Raw genomic sequence first — 20,011 nt, 5'->3', positions numbered from 1 at the left:
CGGTCAGCCCGTCAGCAGTTTCCTGGCGATGCCGAGCTGCTCGGCGATCTGGTCGGACTCGCCCCCCTCGTGGCCGTTGAAGGCCCATACCCGGATGTCCTTGTCACCGGCGTAGTGGTTGTAGGCGGCGAAGACCGTGGAGGCGGGGGTGATGCCGTCGCGCAGGCCGACGGAGAAGAGCGCGGGCGTGGTGTTGCGGGCGGCGAAGTTCATGCCGTCGAAGTGGTCGAGGGTGGCGAAGACCTGGTCGACCCGGCGGCGGTTGGACTTGAGGAACCGGCCGAGCTCGGCGTAGGGGTCCTCGTCGGTGATCTCGGCGGCGCGGCGGATGTGCGACATGAACGGCACGTCGATGAAGGCGAACAGCAGGCCGGGTACCAGCGCGCTCACCGCCATCGCGAGGCCGCCGCCCTGGCTGCCGCCGGAGACGACGATGCGCGAGGCGTCCACCAGTGGGTGCGCGCGGGCGGCCTCGACCGCCCTGACCCCGTCGGTGTAGAGGCGCCGGAAGTAGTAGTCGTCGGGGTCGGACACGCCCTGGGTGAGCTTGCCGCTGCTCTGCGCCCCGGTGCCTCCCACCGGATCGGGCGTGTCACCGGGCCGCCAGCCGCCGCCCTGCCCGCGGGAGTCCATGACGAGGACCGCCCATCCGGCCGCGGGCCAGGTGAGCCAGTCGTGCGGCAGCCCCCGGCCGCCGTTGTAGCCGATGTACTGCACCACACACGGCAGCGGCTCCTCGGCCGCGGCGGGCAGCAGCAGCCAGCCCTTGATCTCCTGGCCGCCGAAGCCCGCGTAACCGACGTCGAAGCAGCGGACCAGGGCCAGGTCCGTCTCCACCTCGGTGAAGACGGCGTTCAGGTCGTGCTCGCGGGTCTCGGCAAGCGTCCTCGCCCAGAAGGCGTCGAACCCGTCGGGTTCCCGGCGTTCGGGCCGGTACTCCCTGAGCTGGTCGAGGGGCATGTCGACGAACAAGAGACCTCCTGGGGGCGGAACGCGCTCCGGCGTCCTGGGCGCCGGCCGATCACTACCGTAGGCCGTCGCGGTGTCCGGGGGTAGTGCGGGGTTCCGGCCGGCGAGAACGTATCAATCCGGCGATCCCGCCTGGGGTGTTGAGGCGGCATCGATGGTGCCCGACCTGTTCGTCACTGCTGAAACGTTTTTAAGCAGGCCGGTCGCGACCCGGCACCTGGAGCGCTGCGGCGGCGCTGCGACCCCGGCCCGGTCGCCGAGGTCCCGCCGGCGGGGTGACGGCGGGACCTCACCCGGTCAGGCCAGGTGGGCGCGGATCTGGCGGATGTGTTCCGGCGTGGTGCGGCAGCAGCCGCCGACGAAGGCGGAACCCGCCGCGTTCCACCCGGCCGCCGCCTCGCCGAACTCCACCGGGTCGGCCAGCCCGAGCCAGCGGTGGTTCGCCGAGTCCCAGACCTCGCCGGAGTTGGGGTAGGCCATGGTGGGCTTGCCCTTGATCTGGGAGATCAGGTTGAGCACGTGGCGCGGTGCCGTGCAGTTGACGCCGATCGCGATCACCTGGGGGTTGCCGGCGAACAGGCGGGCCGCGGTCCGCAGCGGGGTGCCGTCGTTGATGTGCTCGCCGTCGCGGCAGGAGAAGCTCACCCACGCCCGCATCCCCGGCGTCTCGGCCAGCAGCCGCCGGAGCGCCCTCGCCTCGGGGTAGGAGGGGATGGTCTCGCAGGCCAGCAGGTCGGCCTCGCTGTCGGCCAGGATGTGCCAGCGGTCGCGGTGCCAGTCGGTCAGGCCGTCTTCGTCGAGATCGTACTTTCCGGTGTACTCGGCGCCGTTGGCCAGGTAGGCGCCGTACGGTCCGACGCTGGCGGCCACGGTGCCCGAGCCGTGGGTGTCCCTGGCCTGGGCGGCGAGGTGCACGGAGAGCAGGATCAGGTCCTCGGCCTCGGCGGCGCTCAGTCCCCGCCGCAGGAACGCCGGTATGCTCGCCTGATAACTCGCCGTTATCGCCACCTCGGCACCGGCGGTGAAGTAGTCGAGATGCGCCTGCCGGATCACGGAGGGGTTCTCCAGCAGGAGCTTCGCCGACCACAGGTCGTCTCGCAGGTCCGCGCCCAGCTCCTCCAAATGGGTGGCCAGGCCGCCGTCCAGAATCACCATTCCGCTACTTTATGTGGAGCCGCGAGGCCGGGAAGCCCGCTGTCCCGTACCGGCCCCGTCGAACCATGCCCGTGGTGCCGGGAACGGCGGACCTCCGGTGTCCTGCGCCGGAGAACGCCACGGGCGACGGAGTTCAGCGGACACCTTCTCCGGGCCCGGCCCGTCCGATGGTCCGTCCGGGCCCGGAAGAGGTCATCGCTTCCAGAACGGACGGCGTCCGCCAGTGCCCACCAGGGCCTCCAGAACCGCCACGGCCCGCTGCCACAGGGCGTCCACGTCCCCGCCGGCCCGCAGCTCCTCGGCCAGGGCCGCCAGCTCCGCGTGGCCGCCGAGGTAGACCACCAGGGCCGCGAGGCGGCTGCCCAGGTCCTCCAGCACGCACAGCCGTTCGGCGGCGGGCAGGGACGCCGCGGCGCGCAGCCGCTTCAGCTCCTCGGCGAGCAGTTCCCGCGGCGGCTCCTGCGGCCTGCCCTGCGGCTCGGGGGCCGGCACCGGACGGGGCAGCATCCGGGCGCGGTCGTCGAAGCCGCCGGCCGCCGCCTCCTGCGGCAGGCCGCCGCCGATCGCGCTCGCCGCGAACTTCGGCATGGAACCGGGAGCGGCCATCCCGGGCGGCCCCATGGGCGGCCTCGGCATCGCGCTCGGGGCGGCCATCGAGGTCAGCATCATCGGCGCGGCGGCGACGGGGTTCTCCCAGCCGCTGGGCGGCTCCACCGGCTGGATCACCCGGTGCCCGGGACCGCCCTCGGCGACCACCTGCGTGTCGACCGCGACGAAGGCGGTGAAGCGGCAGAGCACCCCGTACCTGAGCGAGGTCTCCACGATCTCGGCCTCCAGCGACCGGTCGCCGATCGCGTAGCGGTCCTCCAGGGTCCGCAGCCGCCCCCGAGCCCAGATCGCCCGTACCGCCGGGTTGTCCACCGTCGCCGAGGCGACCCGCCGCTCCCACGGCAGGCCCGCGGCGTCCCGGCCCCGTACGGTCAGCGCCCCGGTGGCGGCGCCACGGTAGCGGCCGAGGACGGTGAGCGGGACGCCGGAGTAGATCGAGCCGACGTGGCCGACCGTCTCGGTGATCAGGTCGAGCCCGTCGGAGTGCAGGGCCAGGTCGGTGACCAGGGGGGCGCCGATCCTGCGGTGGATGTGCTCCATCGCGTCGTCAAGCCGGTCCTCGGACTCGACCAGCTCGCACCGGCCCCCGCCCAGCCCGGCGAGCCTGCCCAGGAACCCGGCGTTGACCGCCCTGTCGATGCCGACCGTGTGCACCCGCACACCGGCCAGCCGGGATCCGGTCCGCTTCAGGATCTGGTCCTCGTTGCCCACCTGCCCGTCGGTGACCAGCACCAGCACCCGGTCCCTGGCGGAGTCGGCGAGCAGCGCGGCGGCCTGCTCAAGCGGGGCCAGCATCTCGGTGCCGCCGCGCGCCTCCAGCTTGGCCAGATGTTCCACGGCCCGGTAGCGGTTGCGGTCGGACGCCGCACAGAGCCCCTCGCCGAGGCCGTCCGGCCGCTCCACGACGGTGTCGAAGGAGAGCACCGCGAACCGGTCGCGCGAGGTGAGCGTGTCGACGAGGCGGGCGGCGGCGCGCCGGGCGGCCACCATCTTCCAGCCGGTCATGCTGCCCGAGCGGTCGAGCACCAGCACCACGTCCTTGGCCCTCGCTCCGGCGGGTGCCGCCTCGGGGACGACGGTCAGCGTGAACGTGCCCTCGCCGTTCTCGTCGTCGGGGACCACCGCCAGGGAGGTGGAGGCGTTGAAGGCCAGACGCAGGATGAAGTCGCGGTCCAGCCGCTCGCCCGGCTGGAGGCGGATCGTGCCGCCCTCCTGGAGAACCGCGTGCAGGCTGGAGCGGATCTCGCGCAACTCCAGCCCCGCCGGGTCGACGGAGACGGCCAGCGAGAGCCGTACCGGGTTGGGGAAGCCGGGCAGCAGCACCGGCGGGGTGATCCGGGAGGCGTCGGGGACCGCGTCGGTGTCCGGGGTCCACCCGTCGCCCGCCCGCTCGCCGTCCAGCGGGGTGCCGGGGATGTAGCGGGGGGCGACGACCAGCGGGAAGCGGAAGGTGGCCGCGCCGTCCTCGTACGGGAGCGGCTGGTTCAGCGTGAGGTGGACGGTGACCCGCTCGCCGGGCACGATGTTGCCGACCCTGATGGTGAAGACGTCGGGGCGGTCCTCCTCGGCGATCGCAGCCCGCCTGCCCTGGGCGATCGCCTGGTCGTAGTCGGCCCTGGCCTGGCCGCGCTCCTTGAGCACGCCCTCGATGACCCGCCCGTCGGCCTCCATCCTGAAGGCGGTCACGGCGGCGCGGTCGGGCAGCGGGAAGACGTACGTCGCCTCCAGCGCCACGTCGTGCGGGTTGTGGAAGCCCTGGACCACCTCGACCCCGGCCATCAGGCCGGACACGGCGGCGGTCACGTCCACGCTCTCCAGCGGCAGGTTGCCGCGTTCGGTGGTGAGCGTCCCCAGCCCGGCGTCCGGGACGGGCGAGCACTCCTCCGGTGACAGTGTTGCGATCGAGGTAATCATGGTTGCGTTCCTTCCGGAGGTGTGAGGCCGCGTTCGCGCAGGAGCGACAGGAGCTCCCGTGACGCGGCGGCTATCTCGGCGAGGTCGTCGGGTGAGGGGGTGCGTCCGCCGCTGCCGCCGCCGTCGAGCAGCAGCGTCACGCCGTCCGCCAGGCGTACGCCGTGCACGATCACCGCGGGCGGCCGGGTTTCCGCGGCCGGACGGGGGGCCGCCGGACGGGGCGGGGGCGTTGCGGGTGTGCCCGCCCGGGGCACGGGCCGACGGGACGGGGCCGGGCCGTGCGCGGCCCGGCCGGGTGTGGTCTGGCCAGGTGTGGTCTGGCCGGACGGGGCGGGGCGGGGCTCTGCCCGGCCGGGTGGGGGCGTGGCCCCGCCGGACGACGCCGGAAGGGGCGAGGTGTCGGCGGGGGCGGGTTTCGGTGGTGGCACGGGTTTCCGCGGTGCGGTGAGGCCGGTCTCCGCCGGAGCCGAGGACGGCTCGGCCCAGAAACGCGGGCGTGCCGTCCTGGGGGAGAGAGCCTCGGTGGGGTGCTCTGGCGACCGCTCGGGGATGCGGGCGATCGACTCCAGGGTCTGGTCGGTGGCCCCGGTCAGCTCGGCCTGGATCTCGGCGATGGTCCGGCCGTCGGCCTGGCGCCGCTTGACCGCGATGAGCTGGAGCAGGTGGCGCCTGCCGTACAGGGCCACCCGGCCGCGCCGGGCCAAGGGGGGGTCGAGTAGGCCGATCGTGGCGTACCACCGGATGAGTCGCTCGTTGGGCACGTCCCTGACCCGCCCGTTGAGCCGGGCGGTGGGGGTCAGAGCCGCGGACGCCCGCTCAGCCAGTTCACCGATGGTCCATTCCATGTATCGATAGTGACACTGTCATCATGACACTGTCAATTTAAGAAGCTGGATAGGGATGCGGATAGGTGGGTACGGACATTTCGTAGCAAACGGGAAACCGAGCTCGAAATAGGGGGAAAATTTCATGTCCTCGATCACCAGTCCACTCAAGCCAGAAGACAAGAAGGTCGTCGGCCAGGTGCTCCAGGGCGCGCTCGTCGACCTGCTCGACCTGTCGCTCCTGACCAAGCAGGCCCACTGGAACGTGATCGGCCATAACTTCCGCACACTGCACCTGCAGCTCGACAAGATCGTCTCGTCTGCCAGGAAGCACGCGGACACCGTCGCCGAGCGCGCGGTCGCCATGGGGTGCAACCCCGACGGCCGGTCCACCACGGTCGCGAACCACACCGAGGTGCCGCAACTGGAGGCGGGTTACATCAACGACGGCAAGGTCGTCGCCGCCATGACGGACATTCTCGGGTCCATCATCCGCCGGATGCGCGAGCGGATCGCCGCCACCGAGAAGCCCGACCTGGTGACCCAGGACCTCCTGATCGAGATCACTCAGGACCTGGAGAAGCACCACTGGATGATCGAGGCCCAGCGCTAGATCGTCTCACCAAGGCGCCCCGGCCCGCCGGCCGGGGCGCCTTCGGTGTTCTCCGGAGTCCTTCTTTCGGCGGCGACGTCATCGGGACCGGCACCAAGCCCTTCCGCCTGGCCCAGATCCAGGCGCGCGGCGAGAGAGCACCTTTTCACGGCGATGCCGCCGGGCGGGTCGATGCAGGACCTCAGGCGCCGACCAAGGGCATCGACCTACACCGGTGCGGCCGACCCCTCCGGCCATGGGCAGACGTCACATGCCCGCTCACATGCCTGGTCGGCACAGTGACCCTAACGGCCACCCGGATCGTGGGGCCACACCGCGACCGGCCCTTGGCCGGCGCGGTCACGTCGTCACCGGAAAAGGAATCAGCAATGAAGCTCAGCACCCTGAGCAGGCTTGCCGCGATCGGCACCGCACTCATCCTGAGTTGCACGAGCCTGTTCACCCCGAGTGTGGCAAGCGCCACCACCCAGACGAGAGCAGCCGCCCCGGCCGGCGCCACCGTCGCGTCGAACTACACCTACAGACTGTTACGCAACTGGCACAGCAACCTGTGCGTTTCCGGCTCCTCCTCTTACGGCTCCGGCAAGCAGATCAACTGCTTCGACACGGTCAACCATTTCGCGCAGTTTCGCGAGATCGCCACGGTCGGCGGATACGTCAAGTTCGTCAGCGCCTTCAACGGCGCCTGCCTCGCGGTCAGGGGCGCCGCCACCGGCGACAACATGCCGCTCGGGGCGGAAACCTGCACCGGCGCCTCCCACCAGCAGTTCCAGAAGGTGCCGGCTCCGATCGGCGGCGGCTACTTCATGCTGGTCGCCCGGCACAGTGGAAAGTGCGTGACGATCCTGTCGGAGAGTCTGGAGGTAGGGGCGCAGATCGTGCAGTACACGTGCTCGCCCGGCTCAGGCCAGATCGATCCGATCGGCGCCGGCTACTGGAACACTCCACCGGCGACGTACATCTACAACCGGGTGCACAACTGGCACAGCAACCTGTGCGCCAGCGCTTACGACTCCTCCTTCGGCTACGGCCCCAAGCAGGACGCCTGCAGCGGTAGCACCTACCAGCAGTGGATGGAGATCAACTCAAGCGGATATGTCCAGCTCCGCAATGCCGGCACGGGACTGTGCGCGACGGTCGAGAACGCCTCCCAGGCGAACAACGCACGCCTTGCGCTCACCGAGTGCGCCGGTGCCTTCCAGCAGCAGTTCCAGAAGGTGCCGGCTCCGATCGGCGGCGGCTACTTCATGCTGGTCGCCCGGCACAGTGGAAAGTGCGTGACGATCCTGTCGGAAAGCCTGGAGGTAGGGGCGCAGATCGTGCAGTACGCGTGCTCGCCCGGCCAGATCGATCCGATCGGCGCCGGCTACTGGAACACCGTCTGATCGATACTCCTGGCCATGCCCCTGACGCCGCCTCGGTGTCAGGGGCATGGTGCTCCTCGCCTACGGACGGCGGTAGGGCCGGCTTCCGGGGAGGATCGGACCGGATTCGGAGGTAGGCCCAAGCCGGGTGATAAGGCACGCCGGAGAACATGAAAGCCCGTGGTCCCCTGCCGGGGCAGGGGACCACGGGCGGGATGATGTCGATCAGATGCAGTTCACCGGATACGCGGCCTGCTTGGTCGGCCTGTTGTGGTTCAGCACCTCGATGGCGACCGTTCCGCCGGTCTTCGAACTCCGGGTCCAGTGAGCGGACTGGAGGCCGAGGAATCCGCTGGATCCGACCTTGAGCGTGCGGGTGTCGTCCGGCTTCCCGTCGATGATCCAGCGGTAGCTGATCTCCGTGTCCGGAGCCGCATGGAGGTTCGCCCACGCGGTCGGGTACGGCGCGGCGTCGCAGTCGCCGTGGTAGGCCACCGAGGTCAGCCCGCCGATGCGGACCGTGCCCGGGGTCGGGTCCTTCGGCACACAGGTCCAGGAGTAGGTCTGCTGGGTGAACGGCTTGTTGTGGTTGAGCACCTCAAGCCGTACGGTGCCGTTTCCGCTGCTCTGCGCGGACTTGTTCCAGAAATCGCCGATCGTCTGGACGATGCCGGGCTTGAGCACCTGGCTCCTGACCGGCCCCGGCTGGCCGTCGGCCACCAGGCGGTACCTGACCTCGGTCTCCCGGTCCGTCGTGAACAGCCCGTCCACGCGCATGCTGAAGGAACGGTCGCAGTCGCCCGCGTAGAGCGGCACGAGCACGTAGCGGAAGGTCACATTGGCGTCGTTGGGCCCCTCGTCGCAGGTGAAGGTGTACGAGCGCTCGTCAGGCTGGGAGGGGCCGCCCTCGACCGTGAGGCCGACCTTGTGCGGGCCGCCCCCGGCGGCACCGAGGGTCCAGGAGGCGGAGACGTCCTGGGAGCGGGCCTGGGTGGAGGCGGGGAAGTCCAGCACCTGCTTCTGCCAGGCGGCGCCGTCCACGAGCCACCAGTACGTGACCTTCTGCGCGGCTCCGGCGGGGAGCGTGACCCGCCCGGCGGCCCGGTACGCGACCGGCTCCACGCAGGTGCCCGCGTAGTCGCCCGGGGTGAGCTCCACGATCTGCCGTCCCGGCGTCGCCGGAGGCTGTGTGGGCGTGGACGTCGGGGTGGAGCTCGGCGTGGAACTCGGGGTGGAACTCGGAGTGGACGTCGGGGTGGGCGCCGGGCCGCTCTTGCAGGTCACCGCGTAGTCGGCGCGGCCGGAGTCGTGTCCGCCGGGGGTGAGGATACGGACGGCCTTCCACCCGCGGGCGGAGCTGCCCACGCTCATCGGCAGCGTGACCTGGCGGAGGCGCGGCCCGCCGGGGGCGAAGTACAGCGACTCCGGCCGTCCCTCGCCGGTGATGCTGTCGATCCACCGGTAGTCGACGGTGGCCGGGGTGCGCGAGACCTGGATGGTCGCGGTGAACCGTACCGTCGCCGGGCAAACGCCGTTGTAGGCGGCCGGGCTGACGTCCACGTCCGCCGCCGACTCCAGCGGCCGTCCGGGCTGGGCGGGCAGCGGGTGGGAGACGTTCCACACCTGTGCGGGACCCTCACAGGCGACGCTGAACCGCGCCTTGCCCGACAGACCCTTCTTGCCCAGGATCTCGATGGCCTGCCAGCCGGTGGTGTCGCGGTCGAAGGTCTGCCGGTCTCGCACGACCACCTTGCGCGAGCCGTTGACACGGAAGCTCTTGACGACGCTCTTGCCGCCGTCGCCGCGTACCCACCTGTAACGGATGATGCCCTTGCCCTTGGCCGCCACCACCGCGGAGAATCCCACCGTGGTCGGACACGCGCCCGACCGCTTGGCGGGACTCGCCTTCACCTGGGCCACAGCGGTCTTGAGCGCGGGGGCGGAGGATGTGGCGGCGTATGAGGGGGTGGCGGCCAGCAGCCCGCTGAGCACCACCGTGCTCAGCAGCAACGCTGTCCTCTTCATCATGATCCTTTCCGCTTCACGAAAAGGATCATGATCGAGGTTCTCACTTGCTGATCACTTGGTCTTTAGTTGTCACCCCGGCCGACCTGGTGGCCGGTGCGAGCGGATCGCCCGGTGCGAGAAGGAGAGACGGACGTCAGGGTCGGGCCTGGCCGCTGAGCCGGGCGTAGGCGGCGGGTGGCATGCCGACCGCGGCGGTGAAGTCGCGGGTCAGATGGGCCTGGTCGGTGTAGCCGAGCTCGGCGGCCAGTGTGGCGAGGTCGAGGCCCCGGTATACCCGCTCCGCGGCCTCGTGCAGCCGGAAGCGGCGGATCACCCACTTGGGGCCGATGCCGACCTGGTCCCGGAACAGCCGCTGCAGCGAGCGCACCGACCGCCCCGATCTGGCGGCCAGCTCGTCGACCCTGGTCACGGACACGTCGCTCTCCACCATCGCCACCAGCGCCGCGACCTCCTCCGCCAGCGGATCCTGATCCGGCCCCAGACCCAGCAGGAACGCCTCGGTGAGCGCGATGGCGGCCCGCACGTCGGGCTCGGCCAGGACCTGCTCGACCAGGGTCGCGCCCGCTGCGCCGTACATCTCGTCGATCTCCACGAAACGGCCGGTCAGCCGGGACACCGGGCCGCCGAGGAACGGCCGGAAGCCACCGGGGCGGAAGCGCGCGCCGAGCACGCGGCCGCTGCCCCGCATCGTGTAGGAGAACCCACCCTTGATCACTCCCGCGATCCGGTGGAAGTCCTGGGTGATCGTCATGTTCACGGTGGGGTGCGAGACGATGCGCTGTTCGTACGGCTCGGCGAGGTCGGTCCAGCTGACGACCCAGAAGTGATCCACATACGCCGAAATTTCGGGTGATGGCGCCTGGCGGGCGAAATTGAAGGCGCTGAGCCCCGCGTACGGGTCGACCCAGCCGCGCTGTCGCGTTTCTACAAGCCGCGCCTCGGGCAGGCGGGGCACGATGGCTGCCATGGACGACATGATGCCGCTGATGACACACGCCACCGAACGGACCGCGGGATTGGTACGCGCGGTACGGCAGGAGCAGCTCGGGTCCTCGACGCCCTGCGCGAAGTTCGACGTCAAGGACCTGATCAACCACCTCGAGTGGGTGGCGGAGATGTTCGAGTCGCTGGGTCGCAAGGGGCCGAACGTCGAGCAGGGGCCCTACGCGGGCGACTTCCCCGAGCGGGCGGAGCGCATGCTGGCCGCCTGGTCACGGCCCGAGGCATGGGAGGGGAGCAGCCCCGCCATGGGCCTGCCGATGACCATGCTGGCCCACATGTACCTCGTCGACATGGTCGTGCACGGCTGGGACCTGGCCAGGGCCACCGGCCAGGAGTACGAGCCGGACCCCGAGGCCGTCTCGCGGGCGCTGGACTTCACCGGCCGGATGGCGGAGACGGGCAGGCAGCGCGGCGCCTTCGGGCCGCCGGTGGCGGTGCCGGACGACGCCCCGCGGTTCGACCACCTGCTCGGCCTCATCGGCCGGGACCCGGCCTGGACACCGTGATCCGCTCCAGCCTGGTAAGCCGGCTCCCGGCACGGTGTCTCGTGCCAGGAGCCGATGCCTGTGCACCCCTCCGTGGCCGCGGCGGGCCTTGAGACCTACAGGGTTGGATTCCCGTATGCCGCCGTCGCCGACCGGACCGGGGCGGCGGGGTGAAAGCACGCCTTCCTCTCGGCCATGCTGTTCGGCGGATTAGCGAGGGGCCGTTTGCCCCCTTCCTGGCTGACCGATAATCACCCTCCTGGGTGATGCCTCCCGCGGGACGTGGGCCTACGTTCGTCTGACTACTTGTCGGGCAAACGCAAAAGGGGAGACAGGCAGATGTCGGTATGTCAGGGGCCGACGCCGGTTCGGGCGGCTTTCGCAAGGGTGATCCCCATAATCCCCCCGGCGGCGGATGAACCGGTGACGAAGGACCGGCGACTGGGCTGTTCCGCGGCGGAGCGCCGGGCGGGCAAGGAACCCATCGCCGGGGCCCACCACGTCGAGAACGGCGGAGGCGGCCGCACGCGAGGTCTCACGAGTGCGTACGAGCCGGCTTCATGAGCAGGCGCGATCTGATCGGTGACACCCGCCCGCTGCCGGACATCACCTGGGCGGACGTCTTCCAGCGGCGCGCTCGGCGCACGCCGGATCTGACGGCGTTGGTCGCGGACGGCCGCTCCTGGACCTTTCAGGAGCTCGACACCTGGGCCAACCGGCTGGCCCATCTGCTCCGGGCGTCCGGCCCCGGCGCAGCGGGTTCCGGCCCGGGTTTCGGCGTCACGCCCGGTACCGCGGTCGCGTGCGCGATGACCAGATCGGTGCTCGCCGTCATCGTGCCGCTGGCCGTGTCGAAGGCCGGATGCGTGTACGTCCCGGTCGCTGTCGACGCGCCCGAGACCCGGCTTGGGGCGATCCTGGAGGACGCTCGCCCGGGGCTGCTCCTGACCGACGCGCCGGAGCTCACGGTCTCGCTGCCGCCCGGGACCCGCCGGGTGGACCTGCCCCGGGACCGGTGGCAGGCCGACCTGCGTGCCCACGACCCCGCGCCGCCCGCGCCGTCGCCCGCGAGCTCGGCCGCCTATGTCATCTACACCTCCGGTTCCACCGGACGGCCGAAGGGCGTCGTCGTCGCCGACCACGGTCTGGTCAACCTCTACCACGAGCTGGAGGCCCGCCACTTCGGGGGCGGCGACCGCCACCGGGTCGCGCACGGCCTGCCGCTCGTGTTCGACGCGTCGTGGAACCCGCTGCTGTGGATGGCGGGCGGGCACGAGCTGCATCTGGTCCCGGACGACGTGCGCAAGGACCCAGAGGGCTATGTCCGGTTCATCCGGGAGCGGAGACTGACCGTGGTGGAGGCCGTTCCCACGCTCGTCGAGGCCATGGTGAACGCGGGGCTGCTCGTCCCCGGGACACGGCCGGAGCTGTTGCTGATGGGCGGGGAGGCGATCAGCGGAACGCTGTGGTCCCGGCTGTCCCGGGTGGACGGGATGACGGCCGTCAACCTGTACGGTCCCACCGAGTGCACGGTGTTCGCCACCGCCTGCCGGTTGGACGAGCACGACTCCCCGGTCATCGGACGGCCGATCGCGAACGTCCGGGCCCGTCTCGTCGGTGAGGACGGCGGGCCCGTACCGGAGGGAGAGCCGGGCGAGCTCCAGATCGGCGGAGCCTGTGTGGCGACCGGCTACCTGAACCAGGCAGGGCTCACCGCGGAGCGGTTCCCAGAGGAAGGCCGCGAACGGTGGTACCGGACCGGAGACCTCTGCCGGCTGCTCCCCGGCGGTCTTCTGGAGTTCCTCGGCCGCCTGGACGACCAGGTCAAGATCCGTGGACACCGGGTCGAGCCGGGCGAGGTCGAGCGGTTCCTGCTGGCCCAGCCTGGAGTGCGGCAGGCGGCCGTCGTCCCCGAGGGGCCCGAAGGCGACCTCCGCCTCGCCGCCTACGTCGTTCTCACCGACACGGACGTGCGGGAGTCCGTGGCCCAGACGCTGCGGGCGGAGCTGCCCGACTACCTGGTGCCCGCCACGATCACCGTGCTGGACGCCTTGCCGTTGAACGTGAACGGCAAGGTCGACCGCTCCGTCCTCCGACGAGCGGAGACCACGTCCTCGGTACCGCCGCGCACATCGGTCGAGGAGCTGATCGCGGCGATCTGGTGCGAGGTGCTTTCGGTGGAACGGGCCGACATCCGCGACAACTTCTTCGACGTCGGAGGCCACAGCCTCCTGGCGGCCGAACTCGCCGCCCGGCTGCGGGCGGCCGGAATCCACTGCACGATCCGCGACGTGCTGCGGCTTCCCACGATCTCCCAGCTCGCCACTCTCACCCACATCACATCCGGCATCCAGTCCAACATCCCGGAAGAGGTTTCATGACCGATGACTTCGACGTCATCGTCGTGGGGGGTGGACCAGGTGGGTCCACGGCCGCGTCGTTGATCGCGCTCGATGGGCACCGAGTCCTGCTGCTGGAGAAGGAGACGTTCCCCCGCTACCAGATCGGTGAGTCCCTGCTGCCCTCCACGGTTCACGGCATCTGCGCGATGCTGGGCGTGCGAGACGAGATCCTGCGGGCGGGTTTCACCCCAAAACGCGGCGGCACCTTCAAGTGGGGGGCCAATCCGGAGCCCTGGACGTTCTCGTTCGCGCTGTCCCGGCGGATGGCGGGCCCGACCTCCTACGCCCTTCAGGTCGAGCGGACGAGGTTTGACGCGATCCTGCTCCAGAACGCGGTACGGCTCGGCGTGGACGTGCGGCAGGAACACCGCGTGACCGGCGTGCTGCGCGACGGCGGCGGCAGGGTCTGCGGTGTCCGCTACGTGAATCCCGAGGGCACCGCCCGCGAGGCTACCGCCAGGTTCGTCGTCGACGCCTCCGGCTCCGGTAGCAGGCTTCACGACGAGGTGGGCGGAAAGCGGGAGTACTCCCCGTTCTTCCGTAACCTCGCGCTGTTCGGCTACTTCGAGAACGGCCGCAGGATGCCACCGCCCAACTCCGGCAACATCCTCTGCGTCGCGTTCGACAGCGGCTGGTTCTGGTACATCCCGCTCAGTGAAACGCTGACCAGCGTCGGCGCGGTGGTGAGGCGGGAGGCGGCGGACAGGGTACAGGGCGATCCTGAGGCGGCGCTGGCCGCGCTGATCGACGAGTGCCCGTTGATCAAGAGCTATCTGAGCGGAGCCAGGCGGTCGTCCTCGAAGCCGTACGACGAGCTGCGGGTGCGTAAGGACTACTCCTACGACCGGACCGTGTTGTGGTCGCCGGGGCTGGTACTGGTCGGCGACGCCGCCTGTTTCATCGACCCCGTCTTCTCCTCGGGCGTGCACCTGTCGACGTACAGCGCGCTGCTGGCGGCCCGGTCCGTCAACAGCGTGCTCGCCGGGACCCTGGACGAGGAACGCTGCTTCGGCGAGTTCGAGAACCGCTACCGGCAGGAGTTCGCGCTGTTCCGCGACTTCCTGGTGGCGTTCTACCAGACGCACACCGATGAGGAGTCGTACTTCTGGCAGGCGAGGAAGGTGGCCGAGCACCGGGGAGCGGCCGCGGAGGCGTTCGTCGACCTGGTCGGCGGCGTGGTCTCCGACGACTTCTCCGGCATGGCCAAGGCGATGGCGGAGGCGATGGCGGAGGCATCCACCCGGACCGACGACGTCGGCGACGTCACCGGGATGCACGAGGTGGGTGTCATCTCCGAGGTCATGGCCGAGAGCGCGCAGCTCCAGTTGCGCGGAATGCTCGGTGAGGCGACGGGGGACGAGCCGCCCATGTTCCCCGGCGGGCTGGTCCCGTCCGGTGACGGCAGGCGCTGGGCGGAACCGGACCTCACGGTCCGAGTGACAACGGGTTGAGAAGGAGAAGGATGAACGACCACGCGATCGAGTACCCGGCGGAGCCGTGGAGGATCAAGTCGGTAGAGCCGATCAGGCAGACCAGCCGGTCCTATCGGGAGCAGACGATCAGGCAGGCGGGCTGGAATCCGTGCCTGCTCCGCTCCGAGGACGTCTACATCGACCTGTTCACCGACTCGGGAACGAACGCGATGTCCGACCGGCAGTGGGCCGCGCTCATGACCGGCGACGAGGCGTACGCGGGCGCACGCAGCTTCTACGTGCTGGAGCAGGCCGTCCGCACCTACTACGGCTACGAGCACGTCATCCCCGTCCACCAGGGCCGAGGAGGGGAGAACATCATGAGCCGGGTCCTGATCAGACCGGGCAGCCACATTCCCGGCAACATGTTCTTCCCCAGCACCCGCGCTCACCAGGAGCTCAACGGCGCGACCTTCCACGACGTGGTGATCGACGAGGCGCACGACCCGTCCTCCGGCCACCCGTTCAAGGGCGACGTCGACCTTGCCAAGCTGGAGGCGGTGATCGGTGAGTACGGTGACGCGATCCCCTACGTCTCCCTGGCCGCGACCGTCAACATGGCCGGAGGCCAGCCGATCAGCATGGCCAACCTCGCCGCGGTCCGTGAGCTGACCGGGCGGCATGGAATCCCCATCATGTTCGACACGGCACGGGCGGTGGAGAACGCCTGGTTCGTCAAGCAGCGGGAGGCGGGCTGGGGCGACAGGTCGATCGCTGAGATTCTGCTCGCCATGTGCTCGTTCACCGACGGCGCGGTGACGTCCTCGAAGAAGGACAGCTTCGCCAACATCGGCGGCTGGATCGGCCTGCGCGACGGCGAGCTGGCCGAGCGGGCGCGCGGCCTCGCCCTGCTCTTCGAGGGGTTGCACACCTACGGCGGCATGGCCGGGCGGGACATGGAGGCCGTGGCCCGTGGCATCGAGGAGTCGGTGGAGGAGAGCAGCATCCGGGCCAGGGTCGGCCAGGTCGAGTATCTCGGGCATCGGCTTCTCGCCGCAGGCGTTCCGGTGGTTCGGCCGATCGGCGGGCACTGTGTCTGCATCGACGCGCTGGCGGTGCTGCCGCTGCTGCCCAGGGAGGAGTTCCCCGGACAGACCCTGGCGGCCGCGCTCTACGTGGAGGGGGGCATCCGCGGTGTCGAGCGCGGCGGCCTGTCCGCCGGGCGAGACCCGGTGACGGGGGAGAATCGCTACCCGCCGATGGAACTGGTCCGGCTGGCCGTTCCCCGCCGGGTCTACACCCGGGCACACCTGGACGTGGTGGCGGACTGCGTCATCCGAGTCCATGAGGGGCGCGACCGGATCAAACGCGGCCTCCGTTTCGTCCACGAGCCGTCCCACCTGCGATTCTTCCAGGCCAGGTTCGTGCCGGCGGGCGGGAACAGCATCTTCGGCGGGTGACGGTCGCCCGGGGGCGGCCGCACCTGCCGGGCGGGCCGCCGACGGTGTCCGGCGACACCGTCCAACTGATGATCATGGTGTTCCCCGGAAAGGAGAAGCGGTCCAGGATCTACCGTGACTACCCGTCGTCTTGAGCTCAACGGATGAAAGATGTCGCCTCGTGGCCTCCCGGGCGAAAGAAGCGGGGCAGGTAGTAGTCACCACCAGTAGGTGGGATAGCGCGGGGTCACCCCGCTGCGTCCGACGAGCATGCCGACGAGCACCAGGACGACGGTCGCGGCGACGAGTATCGGCAGGAACGGCACCAGGGGCTGCTGCTGGGCGACCACGAGCGTCGCGGTGGCGGCGGCGGGCGAGTGCGGCGTGCGCGTCAGGGCCGTGACCCCGAGGGCCAGGCCGCCGGCGACGGCGGCGGCCCAGACGGAGGAACCGGCGACGGCCAGTACGGCGAATCCGGTGAGCGCTGCCAGGAACTGGCCGCCGATCACGCTTCGCGGCTGCGACAACGGCAGGGTCGGCGCGCCGAAGACCAGGGCGGCGCTGGCGACGAGCGGGGGCATCAGCCAGACCTGGTCCAGCACGGTGCCGAACGCGACCAGGGTGACCAGGGCGATCGTGGCACCCGCGGTGAAGACGGCGATGGTCGCCGTCTTCGGCCGGGCGGGTGCGCGGCTCCTGAGGCCACGCCAGACGTCCGTCGCGGTGGTCTCGTCGCCCCCGCTCGCCGGCGAGACGAAGGCCGTCCTCTCGTCGTCCCCGCCGGAGGCGACCGGGGGCGCCACATAGGCGGTCCGCCTGGGCCGCGACGGCTCCACCCGGGTCTCCGGATCAGGTCTGGCCTCGCCGGGCCCCTTCAGGTGCGTCCTGCCCCCCGGCGAGACCTCCTTCGTGTCCCCGACGGCCCGCGGATCGACCCGCGCGGCCGCCAGGACCTCTTCCGGTCCGGACGCCTGCGGCGGGAACGGCGTCGTCCACCCGCGCATCCGGTCGGCCGGGAAGAAGTTGCGAACCCCCATGGAAAATCTCCTGCGATCTCGGTATCGGTCACCAAAATTCGCAGAAGGTACTTGTGTCTTACTTGGAGGTCAGCGCAAGCGCCTGCCCGCCGGGCGAACATCGGCTGATGCGGCACTACAGCGGTTGGGATGCAGAGGTTACGGGGGCGTCCTGCGGCGAGGGCTGTGACCGGGGCGTGGAGTTCAGCGGACAGGGGGCCTGCCAGACCGGTCGCGCCACCGGCGTCGCAGCAGTACGCAGGGGGCGGCCGACCGCAGATCGCGCGAACGCCGCCTGGGCGGGGCAAAGGGCCCCAACCCCTACTGCGGATTCAACGTTCCTGTCACGATCATCGCTGCTTGTGCATACCGAGATCTAGGAGGTGGATTGCCGCATGCCGCCACTGCTGGTCGCGGAGCCGCTCCCTCGGACGACCTTCGGGCTGGTCGAGGAGCGGACCGGCCGAAGGGCCGTCCGGCGCCGGGACGTCGTCGCCATCAAGCCGGTTCCCGAGGACATCGCCCCGGTGCTCGGCGTGGAGCGCGGCCTGCCGACGCTGACCATGACCAGTCTCCACTGGGACCAGCACGGCGACGTGACCGAGTACACCGTGGATTTCCTCGCTCCCGAGCGTGAACCCTCGGCCGACCACGACCTCGAATAGTCTCGCCCCTCATTGCTGACGGAGGTGGCCCGAGAGGTCCATCCCTCGTGGAGGAACCGCCGAGCCGGATGGCCGAGGGTGGTCACGAGGACCGTCCTCAGAACAGGTCGTGGGAGGGCCAGACGGCGATCTGCTGGAACACCTCCCACATCATCGTGTCGAGGTCGACGCCGTTGCCGTTGGCGAGTGCCGCCCAGCAGAACTCGTTGCTCGTCCGGGCGAGGATGCTCTCCGTGCCGTAGGGAATCAGCCGACCGCTGTGCCACCAGTTGCCGAGGGTGTTGACACCCCAGCCGCAGGCGTACGCCGGTTCGGCCGCCGACGGTGCGGTCATCGTCGCGATCGTGTCCGGCCGGAGCAGGTCGGGGACGGTGGGAAAGCCGTCGGCCCGCAGCGCGAAGCGGACGGCGTCGACGGGTGATGCGAGCCAGCCGCCGTGGGAGTCCATCCGCCGCGCCGGGATGCCGTACGGGTCGCCGGTGCCGTAGTAGACCACCTCGTCGGGGCGTCGTTCGGCGCGGGTGTTCCCGGCGAGGTGCATGTTGGTGATCCCGCTGGGCGTGAGCACGCTCCGGCGTACGAAGTCGGCGTAGGGCTCCCCGGTGACCTGTTCGATGATCCGGCCCAGCAGGCAGTAACCGAAGTTGGAGTACAGGTGGGTGGTGCCGGGCGTGTGCTGGAGGGGCCGGTTGTCGAGCACCCAGCCGATCAGCTGGTCGTGGTTCATCGCCGGGTTGCCGAACATGGGGTCGTCGCCGTCGTTGGTCCAGCCCCCGGCGGTGTGCTGGAGCAGGTGCCTGACCGTGATGGCCTGGAGCCCCGCGCCGTAGGGCCTGCTGCCGTACCGGGTGCCGAGGATGCCGTCCGCGCCGAGGACGCGCCGGTCGAGCGTGAGCCGGCCGGCTTCGACGAGCCGCATGACCGCGACCGCGGTGATCGGCTTGGAGACGCTGGCGATGCGCATCAGGTGCCGTTCGGTGAGCCGCTCGCCGGTCTCCCGGTTCGCCAGCCCGTACCCTCGGGCGAAGACGAGCGCGCCGCGCCGGGCGATCGCGAGTGACACGCCGGCCACTCCGGAGGCCCTCATGTGGCGGTCGACGACCGCGTGGACGGCGGCGAAGGCATCGTCCACGATCTTGTCGCTCAGCCAGATCCCCGCGAACCGCTCCGAGCCGGAGCCGTAGCCGCTGACCCGGGCGGGCCGGTAGCCGTCTCGCTGGTGCTCGTCGAAGACCCCCTGGTAGTCCACCCCCTCCACGCCGTGGCGGGCCGACCAGGCCGGGCCCGCGCCCCGCACCCAGATCGCCGCGTACAGATCGGTGCCGCCGACGGTGTAGCCGCTGACGTGGAAGGGGCGGTATCCCTTCTTTGTCAGCTCGTCGAACTCGGCCTGGTACCGTGCCCCGGTCAGGTCGTGGCGGGCCTCCCAGTCGGGCCCCTGGGCTCCCCAGACCTTCTCCCAGATCGCCGCGAAGTGTGCCTTTCCCGCGATCCCGTACCCGTCCACGTGGATCAGCCGGTACCCCTCCTTGAGCAGCCGGTCGAACTCGGCCTGGTACCGCTCCGAGGGCATGTCGTGCTGGGCGACCAGGTGCGGCCCGCCGGTGAGCTCCCAGATCGCCGCGAAGTACACCTTCCCTGCGACCTCGTATCCGGCCACGTGGACCAGGCGATAGCCCTCCTTCTCCAGCCGCCGGTACTCGGCCCGATACTCCGGCTCGGTCAGGCCGTGGCGGGCGAACTGCGGCGGCCCCGGCGCGTGTTCCCAGATGGCCGCGTATCCCACCTGGCCACCCATCTCGTAGCCGTCCACCTGGATCAGGCGGTACCCCTCCTTGGCCAGGCGGTCGAACTCGGCCTGGTAGCGCTCCGAGGTCAGGCCGTGGCGGGCCACCCACGGGAACGTCCCGGCCGACATCGCCGCACCGGTACGGAGCCTTTCCACGCTTTCCGCGACGCGGGCCGCCGAGGCGACCCCTGATCGTTCGAGACCGAGGAACACGGCCAGCCCGAACCCCGCCAGGAGCGCGCCGCGACGGCTGAACGGCACCGATGAATCCCGCACGTCGAACCCTCCATCCCGGGCTGTCGCGCCCGGCCGATAGCCGAATATC

The 20,011-nt window shown here is 70.5% G+C and carries 16 protein-coding genes; 8 read left to right on the top strand and 8 right to left on the bottom strand.

The features are described 5' to 3' along the window. Window positions 1-3 precede the first annotated feature (3 nt). From AB0J58_RS12500 to AB0J58_RS12485, 4 genes are all read right to left on the bottom strand, one after another. Window positions 4-972: an acetylxylan esterase gene (locus AB0J58_RS12500; protein ID WP_364214017.1), complete on the bottom strand. Its 969-nt coding sequence runs from the start codon at window positions 970-972 to the stop codon at window positions 4-6. Between the two features lie 294 nt (window positions 973-1,266). Beyond that, window positions 1,267-2,124, bottom strand: a complete 858-nt coding sequence (gene mmuM, locus AB0J58_RS12495) for a homocysteine S-methyltransferase (RefSeq protein ID WP_343974288.1) — start codon at window positions 2,122-2,124, stop codon at window positions 1,267-1,269. Window positions 2,125-2,316: 192 nt separating this feature from the next. Further along, window positions 2,317-4,647 carry a VIT domain-containing protein gene (locus AB0J58_RS12490; RefSeq protein ID WP_364214015.1) on the bottom strand — a complete coding sequence of 777 codons (2,331 nt, stop codon included), beginning with the start codon at window positions 4,645-4,647 and terminating at the stop codon, window positions 2,317-2,319. Then, the gene (locus AB0J58_RS12485; protein WP_364214012.1) at window positions 4,644-5,492 is read right to left on the bottom strand and encodes a MerR family transcriptional regulator; all 849 of its coding nucleotides are present in this window, start codon (window positions 5,490-5,492) and stop codon (window positions 4,644-4,646) included. Before AB0J58_RS12485 ends, AB0J58_RS12490 begins: the two co-directional genes overlap by 4 nt. 124 nt (window positions 5,493-5,616) lie before the next feature. On the opposite strand from AB0J58_RS12485, the gene AB0J58_RS12480 reads away from it, so the two are divergent. Together AB0J58_RS12480 and AB0J58_RS12475 are read left to right on the top strand one after the other, a co-directional pair. Further along, window positions 5,617-6,084 (top strand): DNA starvation/stationary phase protection protein, encoded by a 468-nt coding sequence (locus AB0J58_RS12480; protein WP_364214009.1) that lies wholly within the window; start codon window positions 5,617-5,619, stop codon window positions 6,082-6,084. 368 nt (window positions 6,085-6,452) lie between these two features. After that, window positions 6,453-7,469, top strand: a complete 1,017-nt coding sequence (locus AB0J58_RS12475; RefSeq protein WP_364214006.1) for an RICIN domain-containing protein — start codon at window positions 6,453-6,455, stop codon at window positions 7,467-7,469. A 204-nt stretch (window positions 7,470-7,673) separates the two neighbouring features. Here the strand turns inward: AB0J58_RS12475 and AB0J58_RS12470 are convergent, their stop codons facing one another. Continuing rightward, on the bottom strand, window positions 7,674-9,476 hold the full coding sequence (locus AB0J58_RS12470) for a hypothetical protein (RefSeq protein ID WP_364214003.1): 1,803 nt from the start codon (window positions 9,474-9,476) through the stop codon (window positions 7,674-7,676). A 133-nt stretch (window positions 9,477-9,609) separates the two neighbouring features. Then, window positions 9,610-10,443 (bottom strand): helix-turn-helix domain-containing protein, encoded by an 834-nt coding sequence (locus AB0J58_RS12465; RefSeq protein ID WP_364214000.1) that lies wholly within the window; start codon window positions 10,441-10,443, stop codon window positions 9,610-9,612. Between AB0J58_RS12465 and AB0J58_RS12460 the strand changes: the two genes are divergently transcribed. The 5 genes from AB0J58_RS12460 to AB0J58_RS12440 all read left to right on the top strand — a co-directional run bounded on the left by AB0J58_RS12460 (window position 10,442) and on the right by AB0J58_RS12440 (window position 16,371). After that, entirely contained in the window at window positions 10,442-10,984 is a 543-nt protein-coding gene (locus tag AB0J58_RS12460) for a TIGR03086 family metal-binding protein (protein WP_364213997.1), read from the top strand. The genes AB0J58_RS12465 and AB0J58_RS12460 overlap by 2 nt on opposite strands. 539 nt (window positions 10,985-11,523) lie before the next feature. Continuing rightward, the gene (locus AB0J58_RS12455; RefSeq protein ID WP_364213994.1) at window positions 11,524-13,344 is read left to right on the top strand and encodes an amino acid adenylation domain-containing protein; all 1,821 of its coding nucleotides are present in this window, start codon (window positions 11,524-11,526) and stop codon (window positions 13,342-13,344) included. After that, window positions 13,341-14,816 carry a tryptophan 7-halogenase gene (locus AB0J58_RS12450; protein WP_364213991.1) on the top strand — a complete coding sequence of 492 codons (1,476 nt, stop codon included), beginning with the start codon at window positions 13,341-13,343 and terminating at the stop codon, window positions 14,814-14,816. Before AB0J58_RS12455 ends, AB0J58_RS12450 begins: the two co-directional genes overlap by 4 nt. An 11-nt stretch (window positions 14,817-14,827) precedes the next feature. Next, window positions 14,828-16,237 (top strand): tryptophanase, encoded by a 1,410-nt coding sequence (locus tag AB0J58_RS12445; RefSeq protein WP_364213988.1) that lies wholly within the window; start codon window positions 14,828-14,830, stop codon window positions 16,235-16,237. Beyond that, entirely contained in the window at window positions 16,234-16,371 is a 138-nt protein-coding gene (locus tag AB0J58_RS12440; RefSeq protein ID WP_364213985.1) for a hypothetical protein, read from the top strand. The genes AB0J58_RS12445 and AB0J58_RS12440 overlap by 4 nt, the downstream gene beginning before the upstream one ends. A 63-nt stretch (window positions 16,372-16,434) precedes the next feature. Here AB0J58_RS12440 and AB0J58_RS12435 read toward each other — a convergent pair whose 3' ends face one another. Then, on the bottom strand, window positions 16,435-17,253 hold the full coding sequence (locus AB0J58_RS12435) for an HPP family protein (protein WP_364213982.1): 819 nt from the start codon (window positions 17,251-17,253) through the stop codon (window positions 16,435-16,437). A gap of 374 nt (window positions 17,254-17,627) precedes the next feature. Between AB0J58_RS12435 and AB0J58_RS12430 the strand changes: the two genes are divergently transcribed. Then, window positions 17,628-17,897 (top strand): UTRA domain-containing protein, encoded by a 270-nt coding sequence (locus tag AB0J58_RS12430; RefSeq protein WP_364213979.1) that lies wholly within the window; start codon window positions 17,628-17,630, stop codon window positions 17,895-17,897. Between the two features lie 97 nt (window positions 17,898-17,994). Here the strand turns inward: AB0J58_RS12430 and AB0J58_RS12425 are convergent, their stop codons facing one another. Then, window positions 17,995-19,962 carry a serine hydrolase gene (locus AB0J58_RS12425; protein ID WP_364213976.1) on the bottom strand — a complete coding sequence of 656 codons (1,968 nt, stop codon included), beginning with the start codon at window positions 19,960-19,962 and terminating at the stop codon, window positions 17,995-17,997. Window positions 19,963-20,011: the final 49 nt, after the last annotated feature.

This window comes from Streptosporangium sp. NPDC049644, from assembly GCF_040675205.1.
Taxonomy (GTDB): Bacteria; Actinomycetota; Actinomycetes; order Streptosporangiales; family Streptosporangiaceae; genus Streptosporangium; species Streptosporangium fukuiense.
Note: the sequence above shows the minus strand (reverse complement) of the source record. Positions and strands in the feature narration are given on the sequence as shown.